This window comes from Microcoleus sp. Pol12A5 (assembly GCF_036701435.1).
Lineage (GTDB): Bacteria > Cyanobacteriota > Cyanobacteriia > Cyanobacteriales > Microcoleaceae > Microcoleus.
In genome coordinates, this window is record NZ_JAUBQU010000021.1 from 47,783 (window position 1) to 70,923 (window position 23,141).

The following is a 23,141-nucleotide window of genomic DNA, read 5'->3' on the forward strand; positions in this document are numbered from 1 at the left end:
AATTTCCAATTACCAATTCCCAATTCCCAATTAGAAAACATATTTTTCAGCGACGCGCCAATAGCGAGAAAAACGCTTCAAATCAATGTAACCATCGTAGTGGACAAATGGTTCGGGTGGCAAAACTTCTACAGGGTGCGATCGCTTAATTTCCCGGCAAATATCCTGAAACCGAGGACTGGGACTTTCCGCAGTTACCACTTGATTCGCGCCGGATTCGATCGCAAAAGCGATAACTTCCGCCGCCACATCGCCCCGCCGAATAACTACCGGCAACTCTAGCAAACATTCGTAAATAAACACCATTCGTTTAAGACTCAACTGCCATTCATCAATCAGTGCATCATCCCAAACCCAGATGGCTGGTGCCTCTGGGTGCGCTTGAAAAGCGGGGCATTCAGGACTCAAACAGTCACCGTGCAGCCAAATAATCGGATTGTTCATAAATTAGTAATTGTTAACTGTTGACTGTTAACTGTTGACTGTTAACTGTTGACTGTTGACTGTTGACTGTTGACTGTTGACTGTTGACTTATAACAACTGCCTACTGCCTACTGCCTACTGACAACTGATTAATTTCTGCGATCTTTTTTAGGGCGGTTCCAACTTTTAGAACCGCCGCTACGATCGACCTTTTCTCCATGAGGAAACAACTTCCCTTCCAAATATTCGTAAGTTCCCTCAAAATCGCATTGCCCATACAGAGGACAATCGCGACAATAAACCGCCTTAGTGTAACGCTCCAAATTTTCCCGATTAAAAAAATAAGGTTTGTGACTAAAAGTGCTTGCTACCCACTGCCAAGAAAGATTATTGCTCGCCGGATCTCCATCTAGCAAATGTTGCAAAAACCAGCGAGCTCCGGCTTGCCAGCGCACGCGGCGCCAGTGTACGAGATAAGCGGCAGTCCACATCCGCTGGTGATTGTGCAAATAACCAGTTTCTCGCAACTCGCGGCTGAAACTGTCGATGCAAACCAAACCAGTCGTGCCCTCGACGACATCCTGCGGCAGAGTTTCGCTGTAATCTTTAGCAGTGTAACCAGTTTTGTAGGGTTCCCGGTCTTGCCAAATCCCGTTGCCCAATTCGGCGTACAGTCGCTGCCAATAATCCCGCCAACCCAACTCGTTGACAAGTTTTACGGCCTCTTCTTGATGCCGCACCTTCTCCAGCACGGCATCCCGGACTTCCGCAAGACTCAAAACCCCGTAGCGCAAATAGGGCGACAAGCGCGTTACCGCACCGTTGAGGAAATTGCGGGTTGAGCCGTATTTGCTGGGGTCAATTTGTTGCAGGGCTGTCTCGGCTGCTTTCCGCCCGCCTGGGGTTGGGGGTACGCTGCTGTCCCGGCCGGCGGCTTCGGGGAACTGTTCACGCACGTAGGCAATTAATTCGTCGCGGCTGGCAAATTCCCGCTTCATGTCCTGACTCATTGTTTTTTCAAGCACCTGCTATTGTTTCTTAATCTTAAAGCTATGCGATCGGGTTAGAAGCTGCCCGATCGCCATAAATTGCCCTGACAGCCTGGTAACTTACAGTGGGCCCGAGCAGCAATCGATCGTCTGCTAGCAGCCAAAATTAGCATCAAAGTCAGTACACTCAGGGATAGATATAATACCAAAATCTCATGGAAACTTTTCCGGCGGACGCTCAAGCGATCGCCAGCTTAGCTAATCGACAGCAGCCAGGTACAAAACAACTGGAAAACAGCGAAATTCAAGAGTTCGATCGAGCCATGATGCGCCGCTGCATAGAATTGGCTCGCCGTGCTCTGGGCAAAACCGCACCCAACCCCCTTGTCGGTTCTGTAATTGTCCGAGATGGCAAGATTGTCGGCGAAGGGTTTCATCCCGGTGCCGGTCAACCTCACGCCGAAGTTTTTGCGCTTCGGGAAGCGGGGGAACTCGCCGAAGGAGCGACCGTCTACGTAAACCTGGAGCCATGCAACCACTACGGGCGGACTCCTCCCTGTTCCGAAGCTTTAGTTAAGGCCAAGGTGGCAAAAGTAGTGGCTGGCATGGTCGATCCGAATCCTTTGGTCGCTGGAACTGGGCTGACCCGGTTGCGAGAGGCTGGGATTGAAGTGGTGGCGGGAGTGGAAGGCGAAGCTTGCCAAAAACTCAACGAGGCTTTCGTTCACCGAATTTTATACCGCCGGCCTTTGGGAATTTTGAAATATGCAATGACTTTGGACGGTAAAATTGCTACCAGTAGCGGCCACAGCGCTTGGGTGACAGGCGAGGAGGCTCGGAGCGAGGTACACCGGGTGCGCGTCGGCTGCGATGCTGTGATTGTTGGGGGAAATACGGTGCGTCTGGACAATCCCCTACTGACGAGTCACCAGCCTGATAGGAATAATCCCCTGCGGGTGGTGATGAGCCGCACTCTGGATTTGCCAAAGTCGGCTTGGTTGTGGGAAACCTCTGTGGCGGCTACTTTGGTGCTGACTGAGCCTGGGGTTAACCCGGAATTTCAGGAATTTTTGATCGCAAAAGGGGTGGAAGTTGTGGAACTCTCGCCGCTGACACCGACTAATGTTATGGCTTATTTGTACGATCGATCTTTTCTTTCTGTACTCTGGGAGTGTGGCGGCACTTTGGCGGCGAGGGCAATTGCTGAGGGTGCAGTTCAAAAAATTATGGCTTTTATTGCTCCTAAAATTGTCGGCGGTCAAGGGTCTCCAACTCCTGTGGGAGATTTGGGCTTTTCCGCAATGACTGATGCTTTGACTTTAGAGCGGGTTTCTTGGCGCCCGGTGGGTCCAGATTGTCTGGTGGAAGGCTATTTGAAAATTAAAGATTGAAAGTTAAAAGCGAGTCTTTTTAGTTTTTGATTTTTAACTTTTAACTCCTTTTATGGTTGAAATTCTGATTTGGAGTTTGATGGTTGGCAGTCTCGGCTTGGAGGCGGCGCTCGCGGGTGTATTGGTGAGCCGCGAGCAATTGGCTATGTGGCAAAAATACAACGAGGAGGAGGAAGTTTTGACTCGGTACGAATCTCAAGAAGATAATTTTAATGCGCCTGAAAATGCGCCCTCTAAGGGCAATCCTCCACCCACTCCTAATGCTGTTGATTTGACGGTTTGGGAGTACAAGATTGTGCGGGCTAGCAACGATTTGTTTCGCAATCCTGCGATTTTTCACAAACTGTGCCAAGAAGAGGCGGAAGTTGGCTGGACTTTGCTCGAAAAGCTCGACGACAGGCGAGTGCGGTTCAAACGTCCGATCGCGCTCCGGGACGCCCCTAGGCCTAATTTACCCACCTTTGACCCTTACCGCACTCATTACGGCCCGATCTCGAATGCGATGAGTTGGGCTGCGGCGATCGTGTTTCTGAGTGCGATCGTGCTCCCCGCTGTTTTGGGCTATGCTTTGGTGTCTACTACTCTAACCAGAAGTCGCTCTAATTTGCCTCCGGCACCTGTTCAATCTTTGCCCTCTCCCAGGGGGTAAGAAACTAATAAGTGAAAGAGCGGTCCAATGGAAGAGGGAAGATGGAAGAATGAAGATAGAATTGTTTTTTTATCTCAAGTCCGGTCAACAAAGTATAATTAAGTTTGTAGTGAGGAATTCAGTCCTCTCTTCTCTTAAAAAGCTGACGACAAACTATTATATTAGAAGCAATTAACCGGACAACATCTAACTGACCAACCAGCAGAATTATTGAATTATATGTTTTTCTTTAATTCTGCCTTCTGTCTTCCACCTTCCAATTTTGGCTGCCTTCGACTGTAGACCATCCTGTCATACAAGCGGCGTGGGAGAAGGAGCGGCTAGCAATCTCAAGTCATAATTTGTATCGCCTTGAAATTGAGAAACGCGGACAAAATAAGTCCCCGCAGGTAAAGGCCCATTGCTGACAATTGTTTCTGAAGACGTGCCTAAATTGTTAGACGAAGCAATAATATCGTCTAATCCAACTGCGCCGTTGCCGTTGAGATCTTGAATTAATTCAACATCAACATCTGCACTCAAACCGTCAACAGTTACACTGAAAAGGCTGGGAGTATTGAGGATGAAACTGTAAATGTCGGCTGGTTCTGCAGTTCCCACAAAATCGCTCGCTGTTTGAATTTCTGTCAGAATGCCCAGGCTTTTTGCTGCGTTCAAATTGTCGGCGGGATCGGGGAGAGTGCTCAACAGTCCTTCTTGTTGACCGAATTGAATGTAATGGTCGATCGCACTTTTAACTGCGCCGCTTTGGACTGCTGCTGCTACCAGGGGATATTTTTCTAGATAAAAGCTGGGGTCGAAAAAAACGCTGGCTTTGCGGTTTTCAAATTGACCGGCTTTGAAGTAGTGTTCAAAAGGGGTAAATTGATTTGTTTGGACTGCTGTCTGCACGTCTGGGTTGCTTGCTAAATAGAAACCAACATCGAAGAAAGGGTTGGGGTTGCGTCGTTCAAATTGACCGAATCTAATAAAGTGATCGGCTGCTGAAAAGCCATTGAGTTTGGCTGATACCGCTACATCTGTATTGGTGTCTAAATAATAGCTGGCGTCGAACAGGGCATTCGGGTCGCGATTTTCAAATTTGCCAATTTTTCGGTAGTGATCGAAGGGACTCGATACCGTGCCTCTGGCAACTGCTACGGCGACATCTGGGTTGTTTTCGAGATAAAATTTGCTGTCGAACAGTGTTCTGAGGGTTAGCATTATTAAAAAAATCTCTCTGGACTTTAGTCTGGAAATTGCACGATCGAGAATCCAGTTTACATCAAAGTTTTGTTTTGTGAGGATGTCTTAATTATGGCTAAATCTGGACTGATGGCAATGCTGCGCCGCGCTGCAAGTATTGCTCAGAAATCAAGGGAAACGGGCATTCCGGCTGATGAACTGCTGGGGATGCTGACGGCTGGTATTCCCAATTCTCCCATATCTCGGCGCCGCTTGCTGCACGGGGGCTTAGCTGCTGCGGGGGCTGTCGCTGCTGCGACTTTTACCAGGGAGGGAGGGGGAGCTTTTGCTCAACAGGGCGGACGATCGCCCATTTTGGTTGTGGGTGCGGGAATTGCGGGTTTGACGGCGGCTTATCGCTTGGGCCAAGCGGGCGTGCGCGCCGATATAATCGAGGCAACTAACCGCGTGGGGGGGCGGATACGCACTATTCCCAAGGTGGCTGGAACGGTAATTCCGGCGGACGTGGGGGGAGAATTTATTGACACCGGTCATACTAATTTAATCTCGCTGGCGACGGAATTGGGTTTGCGGGCGATCGACTTAGCCCAAGTGCAGAGTGGACTGGTGAAGGATACTTTTTTCTTTCAAGGGCGCCGCTTTTCTCTTGAGCAAATAATCGCAGATTTTGCGCCGCTAGCTAGTAAAATTAGTGCTGATTTGCAGGCGGTTGGCGATGAAATTAGCTATCAAGATTTTACAGAAGCAGCGGAAAGATTGGACAATCTTTCGATCGCTGAATATCTAGACCAAGCTGAGACTAGCACGATTGTCCGGCAGTTACTCCGCATTGCTTATACTGGAGAATACGGTCGAGATCCCGAGGAACAGTCGGCGTTAAATCTGCTGTTTTTAATCAGTTCTGAACCTGGCAGTTTTGAATTGTACGGCAACAGCGATGAGCGTTATCAAATTGACGGCGGCAACAGTCAAATTATCAACAGTTTAGCGGGTCAATTGTCTGGTTCGATCGAGGCGGGGACGGTTTTGGAAGCGATTACTCTTTTGCCGGATGGCCGCTATCGGGTAAATTTGCGATCGGGACAAAGCGCGTTCGAGCGCACTTACGAGCGAGTTTTGTTAACTTTGCCGTTCAGCACTCTGCGAGACGTTAAAATTAACGTACCTTTGCCCCAACCGAAGCGCAGGGCGATCGAGCAGTTGGGTTACGGTACTAATTCTAAGTTAGTTACCGGCTACCGCAGCCGAATTTGGCGGGAACTTTATCGATCGACTGCTTCTGTTTATAGCGATTTAGGATTCCAGAATACCTGGGAAGCTACGCCTTTTGTTCCTACTCCTAACGGTTTAGTTACTAATTTTACAGGAGGAAAGCAGGGTTTGTCGATCGGTGCGGGAACTCCAGAAGACCAAGCACAAAGATTTTTGAACCAATTTGAAAGAGTTTTTCCCGGAGTGAGAAATTTGCGATCGGGCAAAGCTGTGCGAGCTTATTGGCCGGGAGAACGCTTTTCTAAAGGTTCTTATGCCTGCTATTTAGTCGGACAGTGGACGCAAATGTACGGCGTTGAAGGCGAACGAGTTGGCAATTTATATTTTGCCGGGGAACACACTTCGCTGGAAAATCAAGGTTACATGGAAGGCGGTTGCGAAACTGGACAAAGGGCGGCTGTTGAAATTTTGCAAGACTTGGGTTTGATACCTTCTGTTGATGCTTTGAATGTTAGAACTGCGAGCAGTTTGAACAATCGCCGTCCCAGCCGGAAAATTCCCGGAGCGCGGAATCTTGGCAATAGAAAGCCGAGTATTAGATAATCTCGTAAGGTGCGCATTGCGCACCCTACAAGTATGGCGTACAACTTATCAAATAATCTCGTCCGGGTTAATTCCCCGATCGCGCAAATATTCAGCCAGTCGTTCGGCCCGTTCACGTTCGCGATCGGCCCGTTCACGTTCTGCTGCTAACTGTTCTACACCCCATAAAAGCAGATTTCCTGCTTCATCCCACCAGCGCAACCAATAGCCTGAACGCTGTTCTTTCTCCCCTCGCCACGTTCCTAAATACAAACCAATATCTGCCATCCAGTGGCGACCTTCCGCGTCAGGAAATTCTAATTCGTATTTGCCATTTTGCAAGCGATATACTTCCAGTAAGCCAGTTTCTGGGTCAAAAATGATGTATGTTGGTACTTGCAGAATTTGTTCGTAAAAAAACCACTTTCCCGGAGGAAAAGTACGTTTGACAGAATATTCACCCCCGTCTGTTTCGGACAAGAATTCCATGACAATAGTGGGAATTTCTCCTTCCAAGTTTGGGGTATAACTTTTGCGGTCTCTTCTCGATTCGGCGGGCAGTACCGACGGTACATAAACCCAATCTGGTGCTTTGATTACTAACTCGCCGTTGACGGTAGCGCAAATCCCAAAATTGCTGGCTATCAGCATTTGTGGCCCGATAAATCCTCTCAATTCTAAGATTTCTCGCAGTGCTCCAGCAATTAGCGGTTGACCTGTATTCTCCACTGGTTTTTCTTCTAATTGGAAGTCGTCTGGCAACTTCTCCCACGTTACGATCAGTTCTAACGTTTTTTGTCCTGGGTTATCTTGAGTAACGACCATGACTTTACTTTACTTTCTCAAGTTTGATGTTTTATCATAGCACAATGCAGCGTGAGCGCGACGCGCCATACATATAAATATGCTAGCCTAAATTTTAGCTGCATTATCTTGTAGGATTTATTTCATAAAAAGCAGAAAAAACATGGTTTATTTACCTTTAACAGGAGCTTTATCGATTTGGCTAATGTCCTCGATATCAACTCGCCCTTTGATTGCATACTCTACAAATACACTTGCCCAAAACTCCGAAATTGACGAGCCGTTTTGCTACATGAAAACCCCCGACGGCAAAACAGTAGACTTGGGCAAGTTATGCGAGAAACAGCCATCTTTAGGAACTTCCCAAACTTGCATTCCCGGTCTCAACATCGCTGCAAAAGTGTCAATTAAGGCGACTAATTATGACGGCAACTTTTTCAGCGGTCAAGTCCTTAATCAAGGCTGCAAAATAATCAAGAATGTCAAAGTCAATTATGAAGTTTTGGACGAGTCAGGCAATTTAATTGACAACGGATTTATCTACGCTGAACCACTTACTCTTGCGCCCGGACAGTCAGCCGCCTTTCGGGGCGAAGTTGTCGCGGGGGCTAAAGTACAGGCTACTCATGCCGACGGTCAAGAATGATTTTAGATTTTAGATTTTAGATTTTAGATTGAAGAATTGGACAAGAAAGCCCACGGATTCATCCGTGGGCTTTCTATCCCGGATGCTTTCGGTGAAGAATGATTGTTGAGATTTGCCCGATCGCTGATATCATATTTTGGCTCAGATATCTGTAAAAACAGAACTTGCAGAGGTAAAATATCTTGAAAACTCGATCTACATACTGGCAAATCTTACCCTACCTCCGTCCCCAAAAACAAACCATCGGTAAAGCATTAGCTTGTACCGTAGTATTTACCGTATTTTGGCCGATTATAGCGTGGCTGGTTGGCGAAACAGCCAAATTTATAGGTAAAGGAGATTTACAAGGGTTCGCTCAAATTGCTGCACTCAGCGCCATTATATTTCTACTTCGCGGTACAGCCCAGTACGGTCAAGATACGCTGATGGCGAAAGCAGCTTTGACTATTGCTTTAGAAATCCGCAAAAAAGTCTACTCCCACCTGCAAAAACTCAATCTCGGCTACTTTGAAACTGCCAAAACCGGAGACTTATCCTACCGCCTCACCGAAGATATTGACCGCATTGGCGAAGTCGTAAATAAATTTTTTCATCAGTTTATTCCTTGTATTTTGCAGCTAATTGCCGTCCTGGGATATATGATTTATCTCAACTGGCAATTAACCTTGGGTGCATTAATTATTGCACCGCTGATGGCTATCTTAATTGGTTGGTTTGGCGAGAGATTGCTGAGTTACTCGCGGCAAAGTCAAAATCGCATCTCTGATTTATCCGCTTTGCTGACAGAAGTATTCAGCGGCATTCGTTTAATCAAAGCATTTGTGGCTGAAGACTACGAAATTGCCCGCTTTGCAGAAGAAGCAGAACAAAACCGCCGCGCTAAGTATTTGTCAGAAAGAGTAAAAGCACTTCAGTTCGTTGTAGTTGGCTTTTTGGAAGCGATGAGCGTGATTTTGCTCTTTTTCCTGGGAGGTTGGCAAATTTCTCAAGGAAATCTCACAGGTACTCAATTTATAAGTTATATCGCAGGGGTGGCACTTTTAATTGACCCCATCGCTATTACAACTGCTAATTACGGGGATTTTAAGCAGGGAGAAGCTTCTAGCGATCGCATTTTTGAACTATTAGCAATTGAACCCGCTGTTGTCGAAAAGCCTGGGGCAATTGAACTTCCCCATGTTACCGGAAAAGTCGAATACCGCAATATTAATTTTGCCTATAACTCAGAGACACCCATTCTGCAAAACATGAGTTTGTTGGTGCTTCCCGGAGAAATGATTGCCCTCGTGGGTGCATCCGGTGCGGGTAAAACTACTTTAGTAAACTTGTTACCGAGATTTTACGATCCGCAAGCGGGACAGATTTTAATTGACGGTATTGATATTCAAGATGTCACCTTAAATACTTTGCGGCGGCAAATCGGAATTGTACCGCAAGAAACGATTTTATTTTCGGGTACAATTGCTCAAAATATCGCTTTTGGGCGATCTTATTATGAACTGAAAGATGTGCAAAAAGCTGCGGAGATTGCTAACGCTCATCAATTTATTAATCAGTTTCCTGATGGCTATCAAACTTGGGTAGGAGAAAGAGGTGTAAATTTATCTGGGGGACAGAAACAAAGAATTGCGATCGCCCGTGCAGTTCTGCTCGCTCCCAGAATTTTGATTTTGGATGAAGCGACATCGGCGCTGGATTCGGAATCCGAAGGTTTAGTGCAGGAAGCGCTGGAAAGATTGATGCGCGATCGCACTGTGTTTATTATCGCTCACCGCTTGGCTACTGTGCGGAGAGCCGATCGCATTTTAGTTTTGGAAAAAGGCAGAATTGTCGAATCGGGGACGCACGAGGAGTTGCTGGAAAAGGGCGATCGCTATGCTGGCTACTACGCTCAACAGTTTAGTCAGTAGGCTACGTTAGAAACCGGGTTTTTAGCCGTTTCTGCTGGCCTCAACCAAGTATGCTCGTAAAAAAACCGGTTTCTGACTACCGGCGCGCGCTTCGACAAGAAACCGGGTTTTTGGCCGAATCTGCTGGCCTCAACCAAGTATGCTCGTAAAAAACCCGGTTTCTGACTACCCGTGCGTCAGTCCTATGAAGAATGATACAATAAATTATCCAACTGGATATTTACTGATTCCAGTTAAAAAGAACAGGCAGTGCCAACATGATTCAAACCACAGCCAAACTACTAACATTTGAAGAATTCCTAGAGTGGTATCCCGATGGCAAAGGACGTTTCGAGCTACGAAATGGAGTGATAGTTGAGATGAATCCAAACGGAGACCATGAGGAAGTTACAAGTTTTCTCATCCGCAAAATTAACGTAGAAATCGATCGCCTAAATCTTCCTTATATAACACCATCAACCTATTTCGTCAGATCTCCAGCAGCGACTACAGGGTTTCAGCCAGACATCATAATATTAGACAAGCCTGCCTTGATTTCGGAGCCACTTTGGAAAAAATCATCGATTATTACGCAAGGTGATTCTGTTAAACTTGCGGTGGAGGTAGTTAGCACCAACTGGCAAGATGATTATCTGGTTAAAGTGGCTGATTATGAAAGATTGGGTATCCCGGAATATTGGGTTGTGGATTATGCTGCTTTGGGCGGCAAACGTTTCATTGGTAATCCGAAACAACCGACTATCTCAGTTTACCAGTTGGTTGATGGGGAGTATCAGGTTAGCCTGTTCCGAGAGGGCGATCGAATTTTATCCTCTGCTTTTCCCGAACTAAATCTAACTGTTGAACAGGTTTTCGGATCTATCCAAAGCGAATAGTAATTCGGGTTAGCTTCAACGGTGTAAATAATGACTTGTGTATCCAAGTAAATTGTAGCAGAGGATGGTAGGTTTAGTTGTCCCATGAGTTTCTTTCTGCTTCTAGTTCCCGGTCAATTTCTTCAACTGTTCTGGAAACATGACGGCTGCGGATTTCTGTAAGCAATTCCAACACCTTGCGCCGCCCCCCTTGAGGCTTTTCTGGTACGATCGCAAAAACTTCAACCTCTTCGCCCACAGATCCAGGCGGCAGTTGAATTTCAAATTTATTTCCTGCAAGAACTTTGGTTCTAATCCGTATTGCTGACTGCATAGTTTCTCCTTTTTGATGATTAATTTTCCACAGCCCCTAAAGCTTTGAGCGTGGCTTTTTCTACTTCCGTTAAACCCGTAACTCCTGTGATATTCATGTTTTCATAAGGTCTGTCACTTTTTAGTATTTTGAAGCACTCACCCGTCTCAACATCCCAAAGTATAATTGTGCCATCCCGACTGCAAGCAGCAATAATTTGATCCTCTGAATTGAAGGCAACAGAGTTAATTCTACTGGTATGACCTTGCAAAATTTTGAGACATTCACCTGTATTGATATCCCATAATCTTACCGTTCCATCGACACTTCCACTAACAACTATTTCACTAGAAGAACTAAAGGCAACTGAACGTATCCAATCAGTATGCCCCTGTAAGATTTGAAGGCATTCACCGCTACGGACATCCCATAGTCTTATTGTTCGATCGACACTTCCAGTGGCAAGTATTTCACCGTTATGGCTAAAGGCGATTCCGGGTGCCCAATTCGTATGCGCCTGCAAGATTTGCAGGCATTCACCAGTATGGATATCCCACAGCCTCACCGTTCCGTCAAAACCTGCACTGGCAAATATCTCGCCCACAGGACTGAAAGCAGCCGAGTGTACAGAATTGTTATGCCCGTCCAACGTTTTGAGGCATTCGCCAGTACCGATATCCCACAGCCTCACCGTTTGGTCATAACCTGCACTCGCAAGTATTTCACCATTTGAACTGAAGGCGATCGATCGTGTTTCATTGCCAAATTCTGGCAAAGTATGGAGGCATTCACCACTGCGAATATCCCACAGTTTCAGTGTTTGGTCGTAACTAGCGCTGGCAAGTATTTCACCCGAAGGATTGAAGGCAACTAAGTTTACCCGATCGAGGTGTCCGCGCAAGATTTGGGGGCATTCACCGCTGTTGATATTCCACAGCTTGACTGTTTGCGCGTCATCGCCGCTGGCCAGCATTTCACCGTTAGGACTGAAGGCGATCGACCTTACTTGATTGCTATGCCCTTGCAGTGTATTCAAGCATTCACCGCTGTTGATATCCCACAGCTTCAGCGTTTTATCGTAACTGCCGCTAACAAGTATTTCACCCCCAGGATGGAAGGCGATTGACCCTACTCGATCGTTATGCCCTTGCAAAGTATTCAAGCATTCACCGCTGTTGATATCCCACAATTTTGCTGTGCGATCGTGACTGCCACTTGCAAGTAGTTCGCCATTTGGGCTAAAGGCGATCGACTTTATTTGATCGAAATGTCCCTCCAAAGTTTTGAGACATTCACCCCTACCAATATTCCACAGCTTCACTGTTTTGTCGCCGCTGCCACTAGCAAGTATTTCACCAGCAGAATTGAAAGCAACTGAAAACACGTTTTTAGTATGACCTTGCAAAGTTTTGACACATTCACCAGTACCGATATTCCACAGCCTCACTGTTTCGTCACCGCTTCCACTGGCAAGCATCTCACCAGTAGGATGGAAAGCAACTGAACATACAACTTTAGTATGGTCTTGCAAAATTTTGAGGCATTCACCCGTGCGGATCTCCCATAACCTTATCGTGCGATCGAAACTCCCGCTAGCGAGTATATTTCCATCGGGATTGAAGGTGACTGACATTACTGATTCGGTATGTCCCTGCAAAACTTTTAAACATTCACCAGTCTTGACATCCCATAACTCGATCGTTTTGTCATAACTGGCGCTAGCAAGTATTTTGCCGTCAGGACTGAAGGCGACTGACTCCACCACGTTGGTATGTCCTTTACAGGTCAATATTTCTCTGCAACTGCTAGCTTCCCACAAGCGAACTATGCCATCAGTATCACCTGTAGCTAACAGTTTGCCATCAGGGCTAAATATGACCGATCGCACGCTGCTGAAGATTTTAGTAAAATCAGAATTAGCCAAATTAGCTTCAGCAAAGTTGACGCGACGCAGCGTCGCATTTGTCAAATCAGCACCTAAAATAACCGCACGAGACAGGTCTTTTGTTTCTAACGCAGTGCGATCGATTTTCACCAACAGCGTCGCCGCATTCCCTCCCACATAACCTACCTCACTTTCTGTTTTTCCCCGCGTTGCTTCCAGAATTTCCAATAATTCCTCCGTAGCTACCCCTACATCGAGGCAGGGCCGACACGAGGGTACAGCCCCTACCATTGGCAACAACAAATCCATGACTGCTTTCGTCAGTGGCGCTTGTCCGAAACTCTGAAGAAGTTGATCTAAATCTTCAGCAACAAATCCTTTCAAAGGCGCTATAAGTTCGTTCTTATTTCTCTTCTGGGCCTGAAGCCGACAATAATTTGACCAAGTGTATGATTCAGGCGCTGCATCAGGATTGACACAAGACTGTTCCGGCGCAACTAATTCGGTAAAATCAGCCGCCAAAACTCCCAATTCTGCTGCAAATTTATAAGCGACAAAAAACTCTAACAGCGAACGATGCGCCGGAGTATAATCGCCATCTGCATTGCGGATTAGCATCGTTTGACCCATCATGTCATAGTGCCAGTGGTCTAAGTCTTTTTCCTCTTGGACGATGGAACCAAACAAGCTGCGAATGCGATCGGGAAAACCGCGATAATTGAGGCTCATTTGGTTGGTAGACAGCATTTCCCAAGACAGTTCGCACAAAAAGTAAAGCTTATCTGCTACAGAAGTAAAAGTACGTTCAGCTTTGATATCTCTCTCTATCTTCCGCCGCACCGCATACAGATATATCCGCGACATATCGACTGGTTTTCCAGCTTCAATATCGGGCAATGCTTCCAAAATTAACTCGGTCATTACCGGGCGACGCGCTAAATCCAATAGTTGCGGGTTTCCCATGACTTTTTCAACTGTCGCCGCTTCTGTTTGAAATGACAGCGCTTGCCGAATTTGCTCGTCGTTAAATTTCTCTAATTCTAAGACTTCAAATTGGGGAGTTTCGCCTGTTAAAATGGTTGTTGATGCTTGCAGTTCTGCATTGAACAATGCCCGTCCTTCCTTGCCTTCAGGAAAGTGTTCGGTACGGCAAGTGAGGATGACTTTTGCGCCGGGAACGACGGCTTTTGCCAGTTCCCAGAAGTTGTTGATGGTTTCTTGCCGATCGCACTTAGCGGCCATTTCATCAAAACCATCGAAAATTAACAGAAATTTACCCATGCGATTAAGTTGTTCAAAGGCCGAATAACCCGCCAAAGGTATCTCGTGCTTGCGAAAGAAAAACTCGGAAAATAGCGACTCGACACTAACTGCTTTGGCGTAATCTCGCAAAGGAATTACTAACGGCAAACGCGGACGTTCTAATCCCCGCTTTTGAGCATCTCGGTAGCGTTGCAGCGCCATCCAAGCATAGTGCATCGCAAACCAACTTTTTCCCGTTCCAAATTCTCCTAAAACTGAAATATGTTCTTTTACTGGGTCATTCAACCACAGGTCAAGATAACCTTCGATCCAGCCATCTCGATCGCCATAATGACTCACGCCTATCTTGCGGTGAGTATCGGGGTCGATTTCTTCTTTCGTACAAGCTAGCGGCACATATTTGGTATCAATTCCTCGGCTGGTAATTTCTGTTTCTAGCCAATCCAGATAAGCAGTAAAATCGGCATCTTGGTCGAGTAATTCATCAAACGTATAGCAAGCTAAATTACGATTTTCGGCTTTTTTTACCTCATCCCGCGCGACGCGACTGATGCGGCGGGCCGTAACTAACCAGCCTTCATCGGTGCGCTGTTTTTCTACCGACTCGCGCAAGGCTGAGATATCCCTGAGTCCCGCTTCTCCGGCAATTCCGCGCACTAAAATGCGATCGTACTTTTTTCGTCTGACGGGAACATTGATAATCAATTCAAAATAGTTATCTTCCCAAATTTCATATTTCTCAAACTGATAATTTAATGTTTCAAACCAACCTCGAACTTGTTGCGATAAAATAAAAACTTGAGACTTTTGAATATTAGTTGATGCTGCTGCGGCGGGAAGTGCGGGATAATCTTCAGATTCCAGTCGTGCAAATTCGGTGCGAATTCCTTCGATAGTGGGGAGGCGTTCGATGCGATCCATTACCATAGATAGGCGTTTTTGCAAAGAGGCGATCGCATTTCCCACCATCACATCTCCCAGCGTCCGCGTCCGCTTTGCTACTTCCATAAACACGGCGGCAAATGCCATGAATTCCCGTCGGGGGTCAATGCCTAAATCTCGAATTTCTTGGCCTAAAGCACTCTCATTCAGATATTCATCGCCTGCTTTAATTAAAATCGCTGGGCTATCGGACTCGAAGGCTTTGCGAAATGCTGATTCAATCTCTTTTTGGCGAAACAGTTCTAAAATCTGCTTGGGTTTGCCAGCGCCGTATTCTACTAAAGTATAAACATAAACCCCGCTAAAATCCGCGGGCGGAGCATCGGGGTCGAGGTTAAATCTTTTTAATAATTTGATAACTGTTTCGTTGCGCTGAAACTTGTCTTTGATAGTGCCGAAGGGAATTGTCGTCAGGATACTGATAACTAAGTCGAGACTAATTAGCATGATTTAGGCTTTCCTGTTTTTCCGTGAAAGTAATGCTCAAATCTAGAATCGGTAGGCTGTGTCCCTGAAATGCGCTGCGGGCGATCGCAAATTGCTCTATTTTTATGTTAACCCATCACTTAGACACTCCGACCAAAAAAACCGGGTTGTTACCAAAAGACGCGCTGTAGCCCGAAGCTCCCGTAACAACCTGGTTTTTGGGTTCCCATGCCCTCCGACTCCTCGAAACCGGGTTGCTACCAAAAAACGCCTTGCAGCCTGCAAATTCGCTAAAAAACGCGGTTTCTGAGCCATCATGCTATTACCGCAGATACTAGCACTTTTTACTAAATATGACCACTATAATACCGAGGAAAAACCGACAAATATTGTAGTAAGGATAGCTCTAATTTAGTTGTCATCTCTAATTGTTAAAAGTTAAAATATAGATAACGAACCAATAAAAGTTGCTCTCTATGAAAATACAATCATCCGTCTTAGTCCACCTGGGATTTGGCAAATATGTACGCTCCGATAGAGTAACAGCAGTAATACCAATTGAAGAAGAACGCGGACCCGGTCGGCGCACTTTTGTGCACGTAGACGGCGAAGCAGACCCGATCGTTGCTTCGCGCGCGGAAGATACAATTGTTCGCGATTTGGTGCAGGAACCGCGCGAAATAACTCAAGCTCGGCAGCAACAAGAAATTCTCCAAGATTTGCTGGCAGATTTGAGCAATGTTAACCTCACGGTGCGCCGCATCAGCCGCGATGAAGGCGGACTCGATCTAGAACGTTTGGAGCGCCGAATTCGCCAAATTCTAGAAGCCTAAAAACAAAAGACCGCCCGGGCGGTCTTTCTGATTATTTGTGTCGCTAAAAAGTTTAAGTTAAGGGTTTCAATGTAATTTCGATGTCCGCTAAACCGGTGAGTTTTTCCACTACAGGCTCTTCTTCAACTCGCGGTACAAAAATAGTTAAACCTCCTGGAACGCATTCAACAGAAACCGGAGTCATGCCGATGATTTCGCCGTCTACAACCACTTTTTGAGGCGGATCGGCACTAATTTTTACTTTTTTTGCCCGCAAATAACCGATGTCGTCGCGATCTGTAGGATTGCCGGTCAAAGCTGTTTGCAATAGGTGATAAGAAGCTGCGATCGCCCCAGCTTTATTCTGAGGCGCCACCAGCGTTATGTCCAGCAAGCCGTCATCAAAAATAATCCCCGCCGGGCCTTGAGCTAAAATGGAAGTAGGCGGCGCTGCATTTGCCACGGTGACGGCCACAGCAGTAAGGCTGATAATTCTATCTTCGGTTTCGATTTCCGCTTCAAATCTTTCTAAATTGTTTAACTGTTTAATTCCTGAAAGAATGTAAGCCAGCATTCCCCAACGATTCTTCATTTCGCGATCGGCAAGTTCGACGGTTTCCGCCTCAAAGCCCACTCCAGCTAACAAAACCATCGGCATTTCACCGTTGCAAATCGCCGCATCCACCACCCGCGTCAACCCTCCCAAAATAGTGGCGCAGGCGGTTTCAATTGTATTTGGAATGTCTAAAGCATTAGCAAAAGCATTAGCAGTTCCCCGCGAAATAATTCCTAAAGGAATATTTGTGCCGACAATCGCCCCAGCAACTGCGGACAAGGTGCCGTCGCCCCCGGAAGCAATAATTGCCTCAACCCCCCTGGCAACTGCTTCGCGGGCGATTTCATCGGCGTCTAATTCGCGGGTGGTCAGCCGAATGTCTAAGTCAATCAAAGGCTCTAAAAGTTCCTTAATTCTAGCTAAGTCTTGGTCGGGATCGCTGTTGCCGGCGGCGGGATTGAAAATTAGGCAAGCTGAACGTTTCATAGTTGGTAATAGGTAATGGGTAATGGCTGAACGGAAATCCTAGATTGTTTTGGTTTGTATCCAAGTTTCGAGCGCCATCGCATCCCCCTCAATAAAACCCATTTTGACTGTTCTTATCCCCCCGTTATTAAGGGGAGTTAAGGGGGAGCAAGACTCAACTATAACCCTAATTTAGACATGGTTTTAACATTAAGTTAACACAAATGCCATGCCCGCTAAACTCCGACAACAACCTTCACCTATTTTTCAAAGGTTTAATTAAGACTTGACAAAAGTCCACTCTAAGACTTCGCGCCGAGCTTTGTGCAACGCTTCCTTGATTTCCTTGTTGCTGTCGAACTTGACTTTATCCAAAAGGCACGCTTCGACGTTAACAGTAAATTTATCTTCTTCAAAAGGCCAAGGAGTTACAGTCACGAGTTCATTGCTGTGCTGTACAATATCGTAGCGCTTGCCGTCCGGGCCGACACTAATTTCTAAAGCTCGTTCTCCGGCGGGTAACTCGCGGCTGCAAAGAATTAATGATAGCCGATCGCACCACTGGAAAAAAGCATAAGCTGCCTTAGCATCTTCCTGAGAAATATTCAACTCTTTTTGCCATTTTTTTTGATTTTCCAGTTGTTCGTCCAAAAACTCGTCTAGTTCCTTCGACTCTCCCCGCTTTCCTTCATTGAGATAGCTCATGTGCATAGAAATCAGCATTGCTACCCACCTACCGCGATATAGGGAATTCTCCGTCATGGCTTTAATTTTCGGCAGAGAAGTTTCAGTCTGCAAGGTAAAATCAAAGGGCGCGCCCGCTTCAGTCAAAATATTTTCTTCCCATTCTTTCTCCAAATCATCGTGATGCGAAATAGCCGCTATGGTTTCGTAGAGGCGAACCGGAGATTTCGAGCGCTTCCACTGTCCGCCAAGTTGCGCCGCGAGCAAAGCGTGGGCCCGGTGGTAAATTATTTCCCAGCCCGTTGCGGTTAAGTTAGCAATCATTGAATTTTTCTCCTCAATTAAGTTAATACGAGTATTTTGTGCCAGCATTCGGCTCTCGATCCCCCCTAACCTTAAAAAGTGGGGAACAATCGGTTAAAGTCCACCTTTTTAAGGGCGATCGAGATTTGGACAAAAACGAAAGTTAAATCACAAAAGGTTCGATCGAGATATCCTGCCATTTCCCCTCAAATCGTTCCACAACCAAAGGTCTGATGCGGAACTTCGGGGGACACCCATCGAGAACATCAATCCGCAAACACGAATAAGGACGGCGTTTGTGGGAACCTTGACCGCTGCGGCCGACAAATAGCAAAGATTCCGCTACCCGCCGGCTGGCTGTTTCGGAACCAGACTGCCGCGCCAACCGATAAGCTTCAGGACTCAATCCTTCTTGCAACACCGGCCCTTCCGGGCGCTGGCGGCGGAGACTGTGGCCGCTTCCCCCGCAGACAATCCAATTAATCCCAGAGTCGCCGTGTCCGGTATCCCCAGTCCGCAGGTATTCTAAACAGTGAGCGTGGCCAGTCAGCACCAAATCTACTAGCGGACGCCCCCGCGCCACTTCCCCAACTGCATCGGCCACCCAGTCGAGCACCTCGCGCAATCGCAACCGAACAGCCAAAGTTTGAGCTTGATTCCACTTTGTGGCCTCTGTGACGTAGGGGGGGTGGTGCAGGTAAATTACCCGCCCCCGCACCTCGGAATCGCGCCAAGAGTCAATCAGCCTTTTTTTCAGCCATTCGAGCTGTTCAACGTCGGTGCCGGCTTTTTTGTCGGGCGACAGTTGTTTGTCAATATCCATCAACATTTCGTCAACTTGCTCTAACTTGGCGGCTAAGTCGTCTAGCTGTTCGGCTTCCTCGGGAATTTGGGGGTTGAGCCGATCGCACATTTCGAGCATTACCAATTTTTCTTGTTCCAATTTCTGGCGATCGAGTTCCAAATTCTGGCGGCGAATGTCGCCCTGTTTGGTTTTCGGGATCGGTAACGGTTCGTTGAAGGTGTTGGAGTCGAGGGCGAAGAAGTCGATGCCGCCGCTGCGGAAGGTGTAGTAGCGGTTGGGTAAGCGGGTAAAGCGTCCGGGTTGGTAGCGGAGGCAGCGGCCTGTGCTGGTGCTGGCGGTGTAGTGGGCGTCTAGGTGGCGATCGAGTTCTCCCGGCATTTTGTGAGCTTGCAGGTAGTCGAGAAACGCTTTGGCGTAGGTATTTCCGCGATCGGAACCGTGCCAGCCGACATCGAGATCCAACTTGGAACCCAACAGCCGGCGCAGCGGCAAAGCTGTCGCCGACAGAATGCCGTAGACTATCGGCAAGTCGTAATAGTCGTGGTTTCCCGGTACGGGCAAAAAGGGAAAGTTAAACACCATGCGATCGTAGGCAATGCGAGAGGGATGCTCGCCGCCGACGATAAATTCTCGGTAGGGGCGAATAAAGTTTTGCAAGTAATATTCGCTGGAACCGACGAGATAAACTACATCGCCCGTGTGGAGGACGAAACGGCAAGTTTCGCGCTCGGAGACCATCTGTTCGGCAATCTGCCGCTGGGGATTGTAGCCGCGGTGATTGCCCGTGCCGCTATCGCCTACGACTAAAAACGAAAACTCTGGAGAGTCGGTGGTTGGAGATTCCAAAACCATCCGAGTTTGGTCGATTCCCCGATCGACGATCGATTTTTCTTGCCACCGCACCCGCTCGTTCATTTTGCGGATTTTAACTTTTATTTGCGGGTCGGAAACGAATTTCAATTCACCTCTTCTCCAAAATTGCTGAGTTCCTAGTTAATAGTGTAGCGATCGGGCGAGTTTTTACATCTCTCTAAAAGCTGAAAATCGACGCGCGGGTACTCAGAAACCGGTTTTTTACGAGAATACGGCGTTAAAACCGACAGCAGCGGCCAAAAACCCGGTTTCTTTGGTTTTGATGCGATCCCCCCGTCTCTCAACTAACATAAGATTTTGTACGAGGCGGTGCTGTTTGTTGTTGCCGAGGACGAGGGCATCAATCAAGGACGTGGGAAGATAACACTAACAATGCTAGCCAACTACAGCGAACTCTAAATACGAGAGAGTAATTATCGCTCTTTGCGGTTTGATTAGATTGAGAGTTCGAGCTTTAGTTTTACCTAGTTAATAACTGACACAGTTATCAAAAAAACGAATAAATTAATCGATATTTATTCACCAGTTTTTAACTAGAATTCCTTCTACTCCTTATGCTGTCGTCACATCGAGGTTAAGTCACCTGGCTGTGCAAATTATGCACAATTGTGTCCCAGTGAGCCATTCAGCTTGTGCCCAGATGTCTAGTGTTTTTGCAAAATAGTTTTAAGGTTCTGGACTAGATCGATTAAACCCCCTAATCCTTTCCTCCCCGCCACTATTGCCGAGGAGTGTTAAGGTTTTATTTGATAATCTTCATCAACACTCAAGGCATCGAACCACTGTAAAATCCGATTCCATGCCCACCACCGATCGCTATCAGCAAATTGATGCTGACAACGTTTACTACTGATATACCCAACATGACCGCCGTAGGCTGTCAGCAATAATTCTAAGGCTGGATTGTTCGCGCTAATGGCTTGCAACTCAGAGACAAGCACCGGGTCAAACATCGGATCATCCGCTGCATAAAGGATGAAAGTCGGTTTTTTGAGGTGAGGCAAAATGTGTAGAGCGCTGCTAGCGTCATAGTATTCTTCCACAGAGGAGAAACCTAACGGGCCAATTACCAGTTCCTGGTCAAAGCCCCAAATGCTGTTGGCGCGTGCAATAGCGGCAGGATCGATCGCCCCTGGATGCGATGCGGCGATGTCTTTTGCTAGTTTTTTTAACTGTCGCGCGATGGCTTTTTCTAAAAATTTCCCCCACTCATCTTTAACTAGATAAGACAGAGAACGGTTCGAGTCCAAGCTGGGGCAAATCACCGCCGCGCCTGCTAGTTCTGACTCTTCGAGCCCTAAGTCAGGCCCCCAATCGGCGATCGTCTGAGCTGATTTTACCGCCCACAAGGCTAATTGTCCGCCCAAGGAATAACCCGTAAACCAAAAAGGGGCGGGACATCCCATTTCTTTAGCAGCGGCAGCAATCCGAACGAAATCTTCGCCTTCGTATAGGCCATCAGAAGTCAGGGTGGGAGAGAGTTGGGCAGTTTTGCCGTGAGCTCGCCAGTCAAATAATACCACTGCACAGCCTTGGGCATAGGCTTTACGGCCTAGTAGCTTGAGATACCATTGATTATCCAGATCGCCAGTAATGCCGTAAGTGCCGACAATGGTATATCGGGGATTTTCGGGTATGGCAACCCAGCCGAAAATCGGGACTCCACAGGCACCCGTAAAGATGTGTTCTCGGTAAGGGGGCTCTGGGTAAGCGATCGTCTTTTCCCAGCGGCGACTAGCCCTTAATGCGGTGTACAACGTCATCAATAGGCCGTTGTTCAGCAGCCAAGGTGGAGTATAGGCAATGGTCATAAGCGGATGTGAGAAATGTCTGTCTCGTTGGTGGGAGGTTTTTACGTGACAGGTTGGCTATTCTAGCGAATAACCCTGAAAATCGCAATACTTTTTGAGTCAATGCACTCAAGGGCGAAGTCAAGCCAAAATATTAATTGCTATTCCTTTGGAACCATTTATTGGCGAATAGAGAAGAATGCCAGCTAACGAGGTTTAGCATATTGTAGCGGATCGCCCAAACTACAAAAAAAACCTGGTTGCTTTGAGAAACAGGGTTTCTGAGTCTTGCATCCCCGCGCAGATGTACAATAGGACGATCGCACTCTCCGACTCTAAGTGCGATCGATCTCTACACCCTGCCCCAAGTCGGCAACATCAGATAGAATGCAGTAAACAAATATAAAATGGAAGCAATACAACTGTCTTTATTCTCAAATGAGTCTGAACCAATTCCTGTCAAAAAGCAGAAGAAAGCAAAATTAGGGCGTTACGAACGCATCCAACGCGAACTAGAAGCAAATGACTGCGATCCGTACAAGATATTCATTGATGTTGAATCTCAGTCACTGCCAAAATCAGACTATACATTTGTCGATCTTTTTTGCGGTGCGGGCGGTATGACGCAAGGTTTATTGCAAGCAGGTTTTCGACCAGTAGCAAGTGTTGAAATTAATGCGATCGCCTCGGCAACTCATACAAAAAACTTTCCAGATTGCCATCACTTGTGCGACGATATAAAAAACTTAAATCCCCAAAAGTTGCTCGCTGAAATAGGTTCGCCAGAAGTTCATGTTGTTGTAGGTGGGCCGCCGTGTCAAGGCTTCTCAGTTGCAGGAAAACGCGACCCCAACGACCCTCGAAATCGCTTATTTAGAGAGTTTGTCCGCGTTGTCTCTGAAATACGTCCTTGGTATGTTGTCATGGAAAACGTACCGGGAATATTGACTATACAAAAAGGAGCTGTTAAGCAAGCCATTTGCGAGGCTTTTGAGGAAATTGGCTATCCCCACGTTTCCGTTGCTGTTCTGGAATCAGCCACCTATGGAGTCCCGCAAATCCGGCCGCGAGCCATTTTTATTGCCAATAGATTCGGGATGCAAAATCCCTATCCCAAGCCGCAATTGTTGCCCGAACAATACAAAGCGATTGAGTCAGCAATTTATGATTTACCAGAGTATACTCCCATCCCAGAAATTAACCACGAATGGACTCGTCATTCTGTTGAGTACATGGAAAGACTTGCTAAAGTTCCACCAGGCGGTTCTTTGTATGAAAGCTACGCCGATGCTTTCAAGCGACAGTATCCGGGAAAACCGAGCATGACTGTTAAAGAAAATCACGGCGGCACTCATATTCATCCTTATCTCAACCGCGT

Annotated in this window: 18 protein-coding genes; 8 read left to right on the forward strand and 10 right to left on the reverse strand. The window is 46.9% G+C overall.

Annotated elements, in window-relative coordinates; translation table 11 throughout:
- Window positions 1-30: 30 nt before the first annotated feature.
- Both QUA45_RS08415 and QUA45_RS08420 read right to left on the reverse strand, forming a co-directional pair.
- Window positions 31-444, reverse strand: a complete 414-nt coding sequence (locus tag QUA45_RS08415; protein ID WP_333220258.1) for a hypothetical protein — start codon at window positions 442-444, stop codon at window positions 31-33.
- Between the two features lie 129 nt (window positions 445-573).
- The gene (locus QUA45_RS08420) at window positions 574-1,434 is read right to left on the reverse strand and encodes an FAD-binding domain-containing protein (RefSeq protein ID WP_333220260.1); all 861 of its coding nucleotides are present in this window, start codon (window positions 1,432-1,434) and stop codon (window positions 574-576) included.
- A gap of 194 nt (window positions 1,435-1,628) precedes the next feature.
- Here QUA45_RS08420 and ribD point away from each other — a divergent pair, with 194 nt between their 5' ends.
- Both ribD and QUA45_RS08430 read left to right on the forward strand, forming a co-directional pair.
- Window positions 1,629-2,804, forward strand: coding sequence for a bifunctional diaminohydroxyphosphoribosylaminopyrimidine deaminase/5-amino-6-(5-phosphoribosylamino)uracil reductase RibD (gene ribD, locus QUA45_RS08425; RefSeq protein ID WP_333069377.1), 1,176 nt, complete (start codon window positions 1,629-1,631; stop codon window positions 2,802-2,804).
- A gap of 52 nt (window positions 2,805-2,856) precedes the next feature.
- Window positions 2,857-3,453: a hypothetical protein gene (locus tag QUA45_RS08430; RefSeq protein ID WP_333094272.1), complete on the forward strand. Its 597-nt coding sequence runs from the start codon at window positions 2,857-2,859 to the stop codon at window positions 3,451-3,453.
- Window positions 3,454-3,744: 291 nt separating this feature from the next.
- Here the strand turns inward: QUA45_RS08430 and QUA45_RS08435 are convergent, their stop codons facing one another.
- On the reverse strand, window positions 3,745-4,656 hold the full coding sequence (locus tag QUA45_RS08435) for a PPC domain-containing protein (RefSeq protein ID WP_333094273.1): 912 nt from the start codon (window positions 4,654-4,656) through the stop codon (window positions 3,745-3,747).
- Window positions 4,657-4,749: 93 nt separating this feature from the next.
- Here QUA45_RS08435 and QUA45_RS08440 point away from each other — a divergent pair, with 93 nt between their 5' ends.
- Entirely contained in the window at window positions 4,750-6,453 is a 1,704-nt protein-coding gene (locus tag QUA45_RS08440; RefSeq protein WP_333094275.1) for an NAD(P)/FAD-dependent oxidoreductase, read from the forward strand.
- A gap of 48 nt (window positions 6,454-6,501) precedes the next feature.
- Here the strand turns inward: QUA45_RS08440 and QUA45_RS08445 are convergent, their stop codons facing one another.
- Window positions 6,502-7,257 (reverse strand): Uma2 family endonuclease, encoded by a 756-nt coding sequence (locus tag QUA45_RS08445; protein ID WP_333094277.1) that lies wholly within the window; start codon window positions 7,255-7,257, stop codon window positions 6,502-6,504.
- 142 nt (window positions 7,258-7,399) lie between these two features.
- Between QUA45_RS08445 and QUA45_RS08450 the strand changes: the two genes are divergently transcribed.
- The 3 genes from QUA45_RS08450 to QUA45_RS08460 all read left to right on the forward strand — a co-directional run bounded on the left by QUA45_RS08450 (window position 7,400) and on the right by QUA45_RS08460 (window position 10,667).
- The gene (locus tag QUA45_RS08450; RefSeq protein WP_333220262.1) at window positions 7,400-7,882 is read left to right on the forward strand and encodes an FxLYD domain-containing protein; all 483 of its coding nucleotides are present in this window, start codon (window positions 7,400-7,402) and stop codon (window positions 7,880-7,882) included.
- 182 nt (window positions 7,883-8,064) lie between these two features.
- On the forward strand, window positions 8,065-9,792 hold the full coding sequence (locus QUA45_RS08455; protein ID WP_333094279.1) for an ABC transporter ATP-binding protein: 1,728 nt from the start codon (window positions 8,065-8,067) through the stop codon (window positions 9,790-9,792).
- A gap of 257 nt (window positions 9,793-10,049) precedes the next feature.
- Complete coding sequence (locus QUA45_RS08460) at window positions 10,050-10,667, forward strand: Uma2 family endonuclease (protein ID WP_333220264.1); 618 nt, start codon at window positions 10,050-10,052, stop codon at window positions 10,665-10,667.
- A gap of 73 nt (window positions 10,668-10,740) precedes the next feature.
- On the opposite strand, the gene QUA45_RS08465 is transcribed toward QUA45_RS08460, so the two are convergent.
- Window positions 10,741-10,980: a hypothetical protein gene (locus tag QUA45_RS08465; protein ID WP_333220266.1), complete on the reverse strand. Its 240-nt coding sequence runs from the start codon at window positions 10,978-10,980 to the stop codon at window positions 10,741-10,743.
- A gap of 19 nt (window positions 10,981-10,999) precedes the next feature.
- Entirely contained in the window at window positions 11,000-15,496 is a 4,497-nt protein-coding gene (locus QUA45_RS08470; protein WP_333220268.1) for a WD40 domain-containing protein, read from the reverse strand.
- Window positions 15,497-15,951: 455 nt separating this feature from the next.
- Between QUA45_RS08470 and QUA45_RS08475 the strand changes: the two genes are divergently transcribed.
- Window positions 15,952-16,308 (forward strand): hypothetical protein, encoded by a 357-nt coding sequence (locus QUA45_RS08475; RefSeq protein ID WP_333094285.1) that lies wholly within the window; start codon window positions 15,952-15,954, stop codon window positions 16,306-16,308.
- Between the two features lie 52 nt (window positions 16,309-16,360).
- Here QUA45_RS08475 and QUA45_RS08480 read toward each other — a convergent pair whose 3' ends face one another.
- The 4 genes from QUA45_RS08480 to QUA45_RS08495 all read right to left on the reverse strand — a co-directional run bounded on the left by QUA45_RS08480 (window position 16,361) and on the right by QUA45_RS08495 (window position 21,784).
- Window positions 16,361-17,329, reverse strand: coding sequence for a YegS/Rv2252/BmrU family lipid kinase (locus QUA45_RS08480; protein ID WP_333220270.1), 969 nt, complete (start codon window positions 17,327-17,329; stop codon window positions 16,361-16,363).
- A gap of 258 nt (window positions 17,330-17,587) precedes the next feature.
- A complete protein-coding gene (locus tag QUA45_RS08485) occupies window positions 17,588-18,364 on the reverse strand; it encodes a DUF3891 family protein (protein WP_333220272.1) in 777 nt (258 codons plus the stop codon).
- A gap of 94 nt (window positions 18,365-18,458) precedes the next feature.
- Window positions 18,459-20,060 (reverse strand): metallophosphoesterase, encoded by a 1,602-nt coding sequence (locus tag QUA45_RS08490; RefSeq protein ID WP_333220275.1) that lies wholly within the window; start codon window positions 20,058-20,060, stop codon window positions 18,459-18,461.
- Window positions 20,061-20,707: 647 nt separating this feature from the next.
- Window positions 20,708-21,784 (reverse strand): alpha/beta fold hydrolase, encoded by a 1,077-nt coding sequence (locus tag QUA45_RS08495; protein WP_333220277.1) that lies wholly within the window; start codon window positions 21,782-21,784, stop codon window positions 20,708-20,710.
- A 386-nt stretch (window positions 21,785-22,170) separates the two neighbouring features.
- Here QUA45_RS08495 and QUA45_RS08500 point away from each other — a divergent pair.
- The coding region (locus tag QUA45_RS08500; RefSeq protein ID WP_333220278.1) for a DNA cytosine methyltransferase at window positions 22,171-23,141 on the forward strand (971 nt) is incomplete at its 3' end.

What these genes read in the sequence shown, in the direction of transcription:
- QUA45_RS08495 (WP_333220277.1), bottom strand. Translation starts at nt 21,784, where the DNA reads ATGACCATTGCCTATACTCCACCTTGGCTGCTGAACAACGGCCTATTG.
- QUA45_RS08460 (WP_333220264.1), top strand. Translation starts at nt 10,050, where the DNA reads ATGATTCAAACCACAGCCAAACTACTAACATTTGAAGAATTCCTAGAG.
- QUA45_RS08435 (WP_333094273.1), bottom strand. Translation starts at nt 4,656, where the DNA reads ATGCTAACCCTCAGAACACTGTTCGACAGCAAATTTTATCTCGAAAAC.
- QUA45_RS08465 (WP_333220266.1), bottom strand. Translation starts at nt 10,980, where the DNA reads ATGCAGTCAGCAATACGGATTAGAACCAAAGTTCTTGCAGGAAATAAA.
- QUA45_RS08485 (WP_333220272.1), bottom strand. Translation starts at nt 18,364, where the DNA reads ATGCTGGCACAAAATACTCGTATTAACTTAATTGAGGAGAAAAATTCA.
- QUA45_RS08445 (WP_333094277.1), bottom strand. Translation starts at nt 7,257, where the DNA reads ATGGTCGTTACTCAAGATAACCCAGGACAAAAAACGTTAGAACTGATC.
- QUA45_RS08475 (WP_333094285.1), top strand. Translation starts at nt 15,952, where the DNA reads ATGAAAATACAATCATCCGTCTTAGTCCACCTGGGATTTGGCAAATAT.
- QUA45_RS08470 (WP_333220268.1), bottom strand. Translation starts at nt 15,496, where the DNA reads ATGCTAATTAGTCTCGACTTAGTTATCAGTATCCTGACGACAATTCCC.
- QUA45_RS08420 (WP_333220260.1), bottom strand. Translation starts at nt 1,434, where the DNA reads ATGAGTCAGGACATGAAGCGGGAATTTGCCAGCCGCGACGAATTAATT.
- QUA45_RS08480 (WP_333220270.1), bottom strand. Translation starts at nt 17,329, where the DNA reads ATGAAACGTTCAGCTTGCCTAATTTTCAATCCCGCCGCCGGCAACAGC.
- QUA45_RS08440 (WP_333094275.1), top strand. Translation starts at nt 4,750, where the DNA reads ATGGCTAAATCTGGACTGATGGCAATGCTGCGCCGCGCTGCAAGTATT.
- QUA45_RS08450 (WP_333220262.1), top strand. Translation starts at nt 7,400, where the DNA reads ATGGTTTATTTACCTTTAACAGGAGCTTTATCGATTTGGCTAATGTCC.
- QUA45_RS08415 (WP_333220258.1), bottom strand. Translation starts at nt 444, where the DNA reads ATGAACAATCCGATTATTTGGCTGCACGGTGACTGTTTGAGTCCTGAA.
- QUA45_RS08430 (WP_333094272.1), top strand. Translation starts at nt 2,857, where the DNA reads ATGGTTGAAATTCTGATTTGGAGTTTGATGGTTGGCAGTCTCGGCTTG.
- ribD (WP_333069377.1), top strand. Translation starts at nt 1,629, where the DNA reads ATGGAAACTTTTCCGGCGGACGCTCAAGCGATCGCCAGCTTAGCTAAT.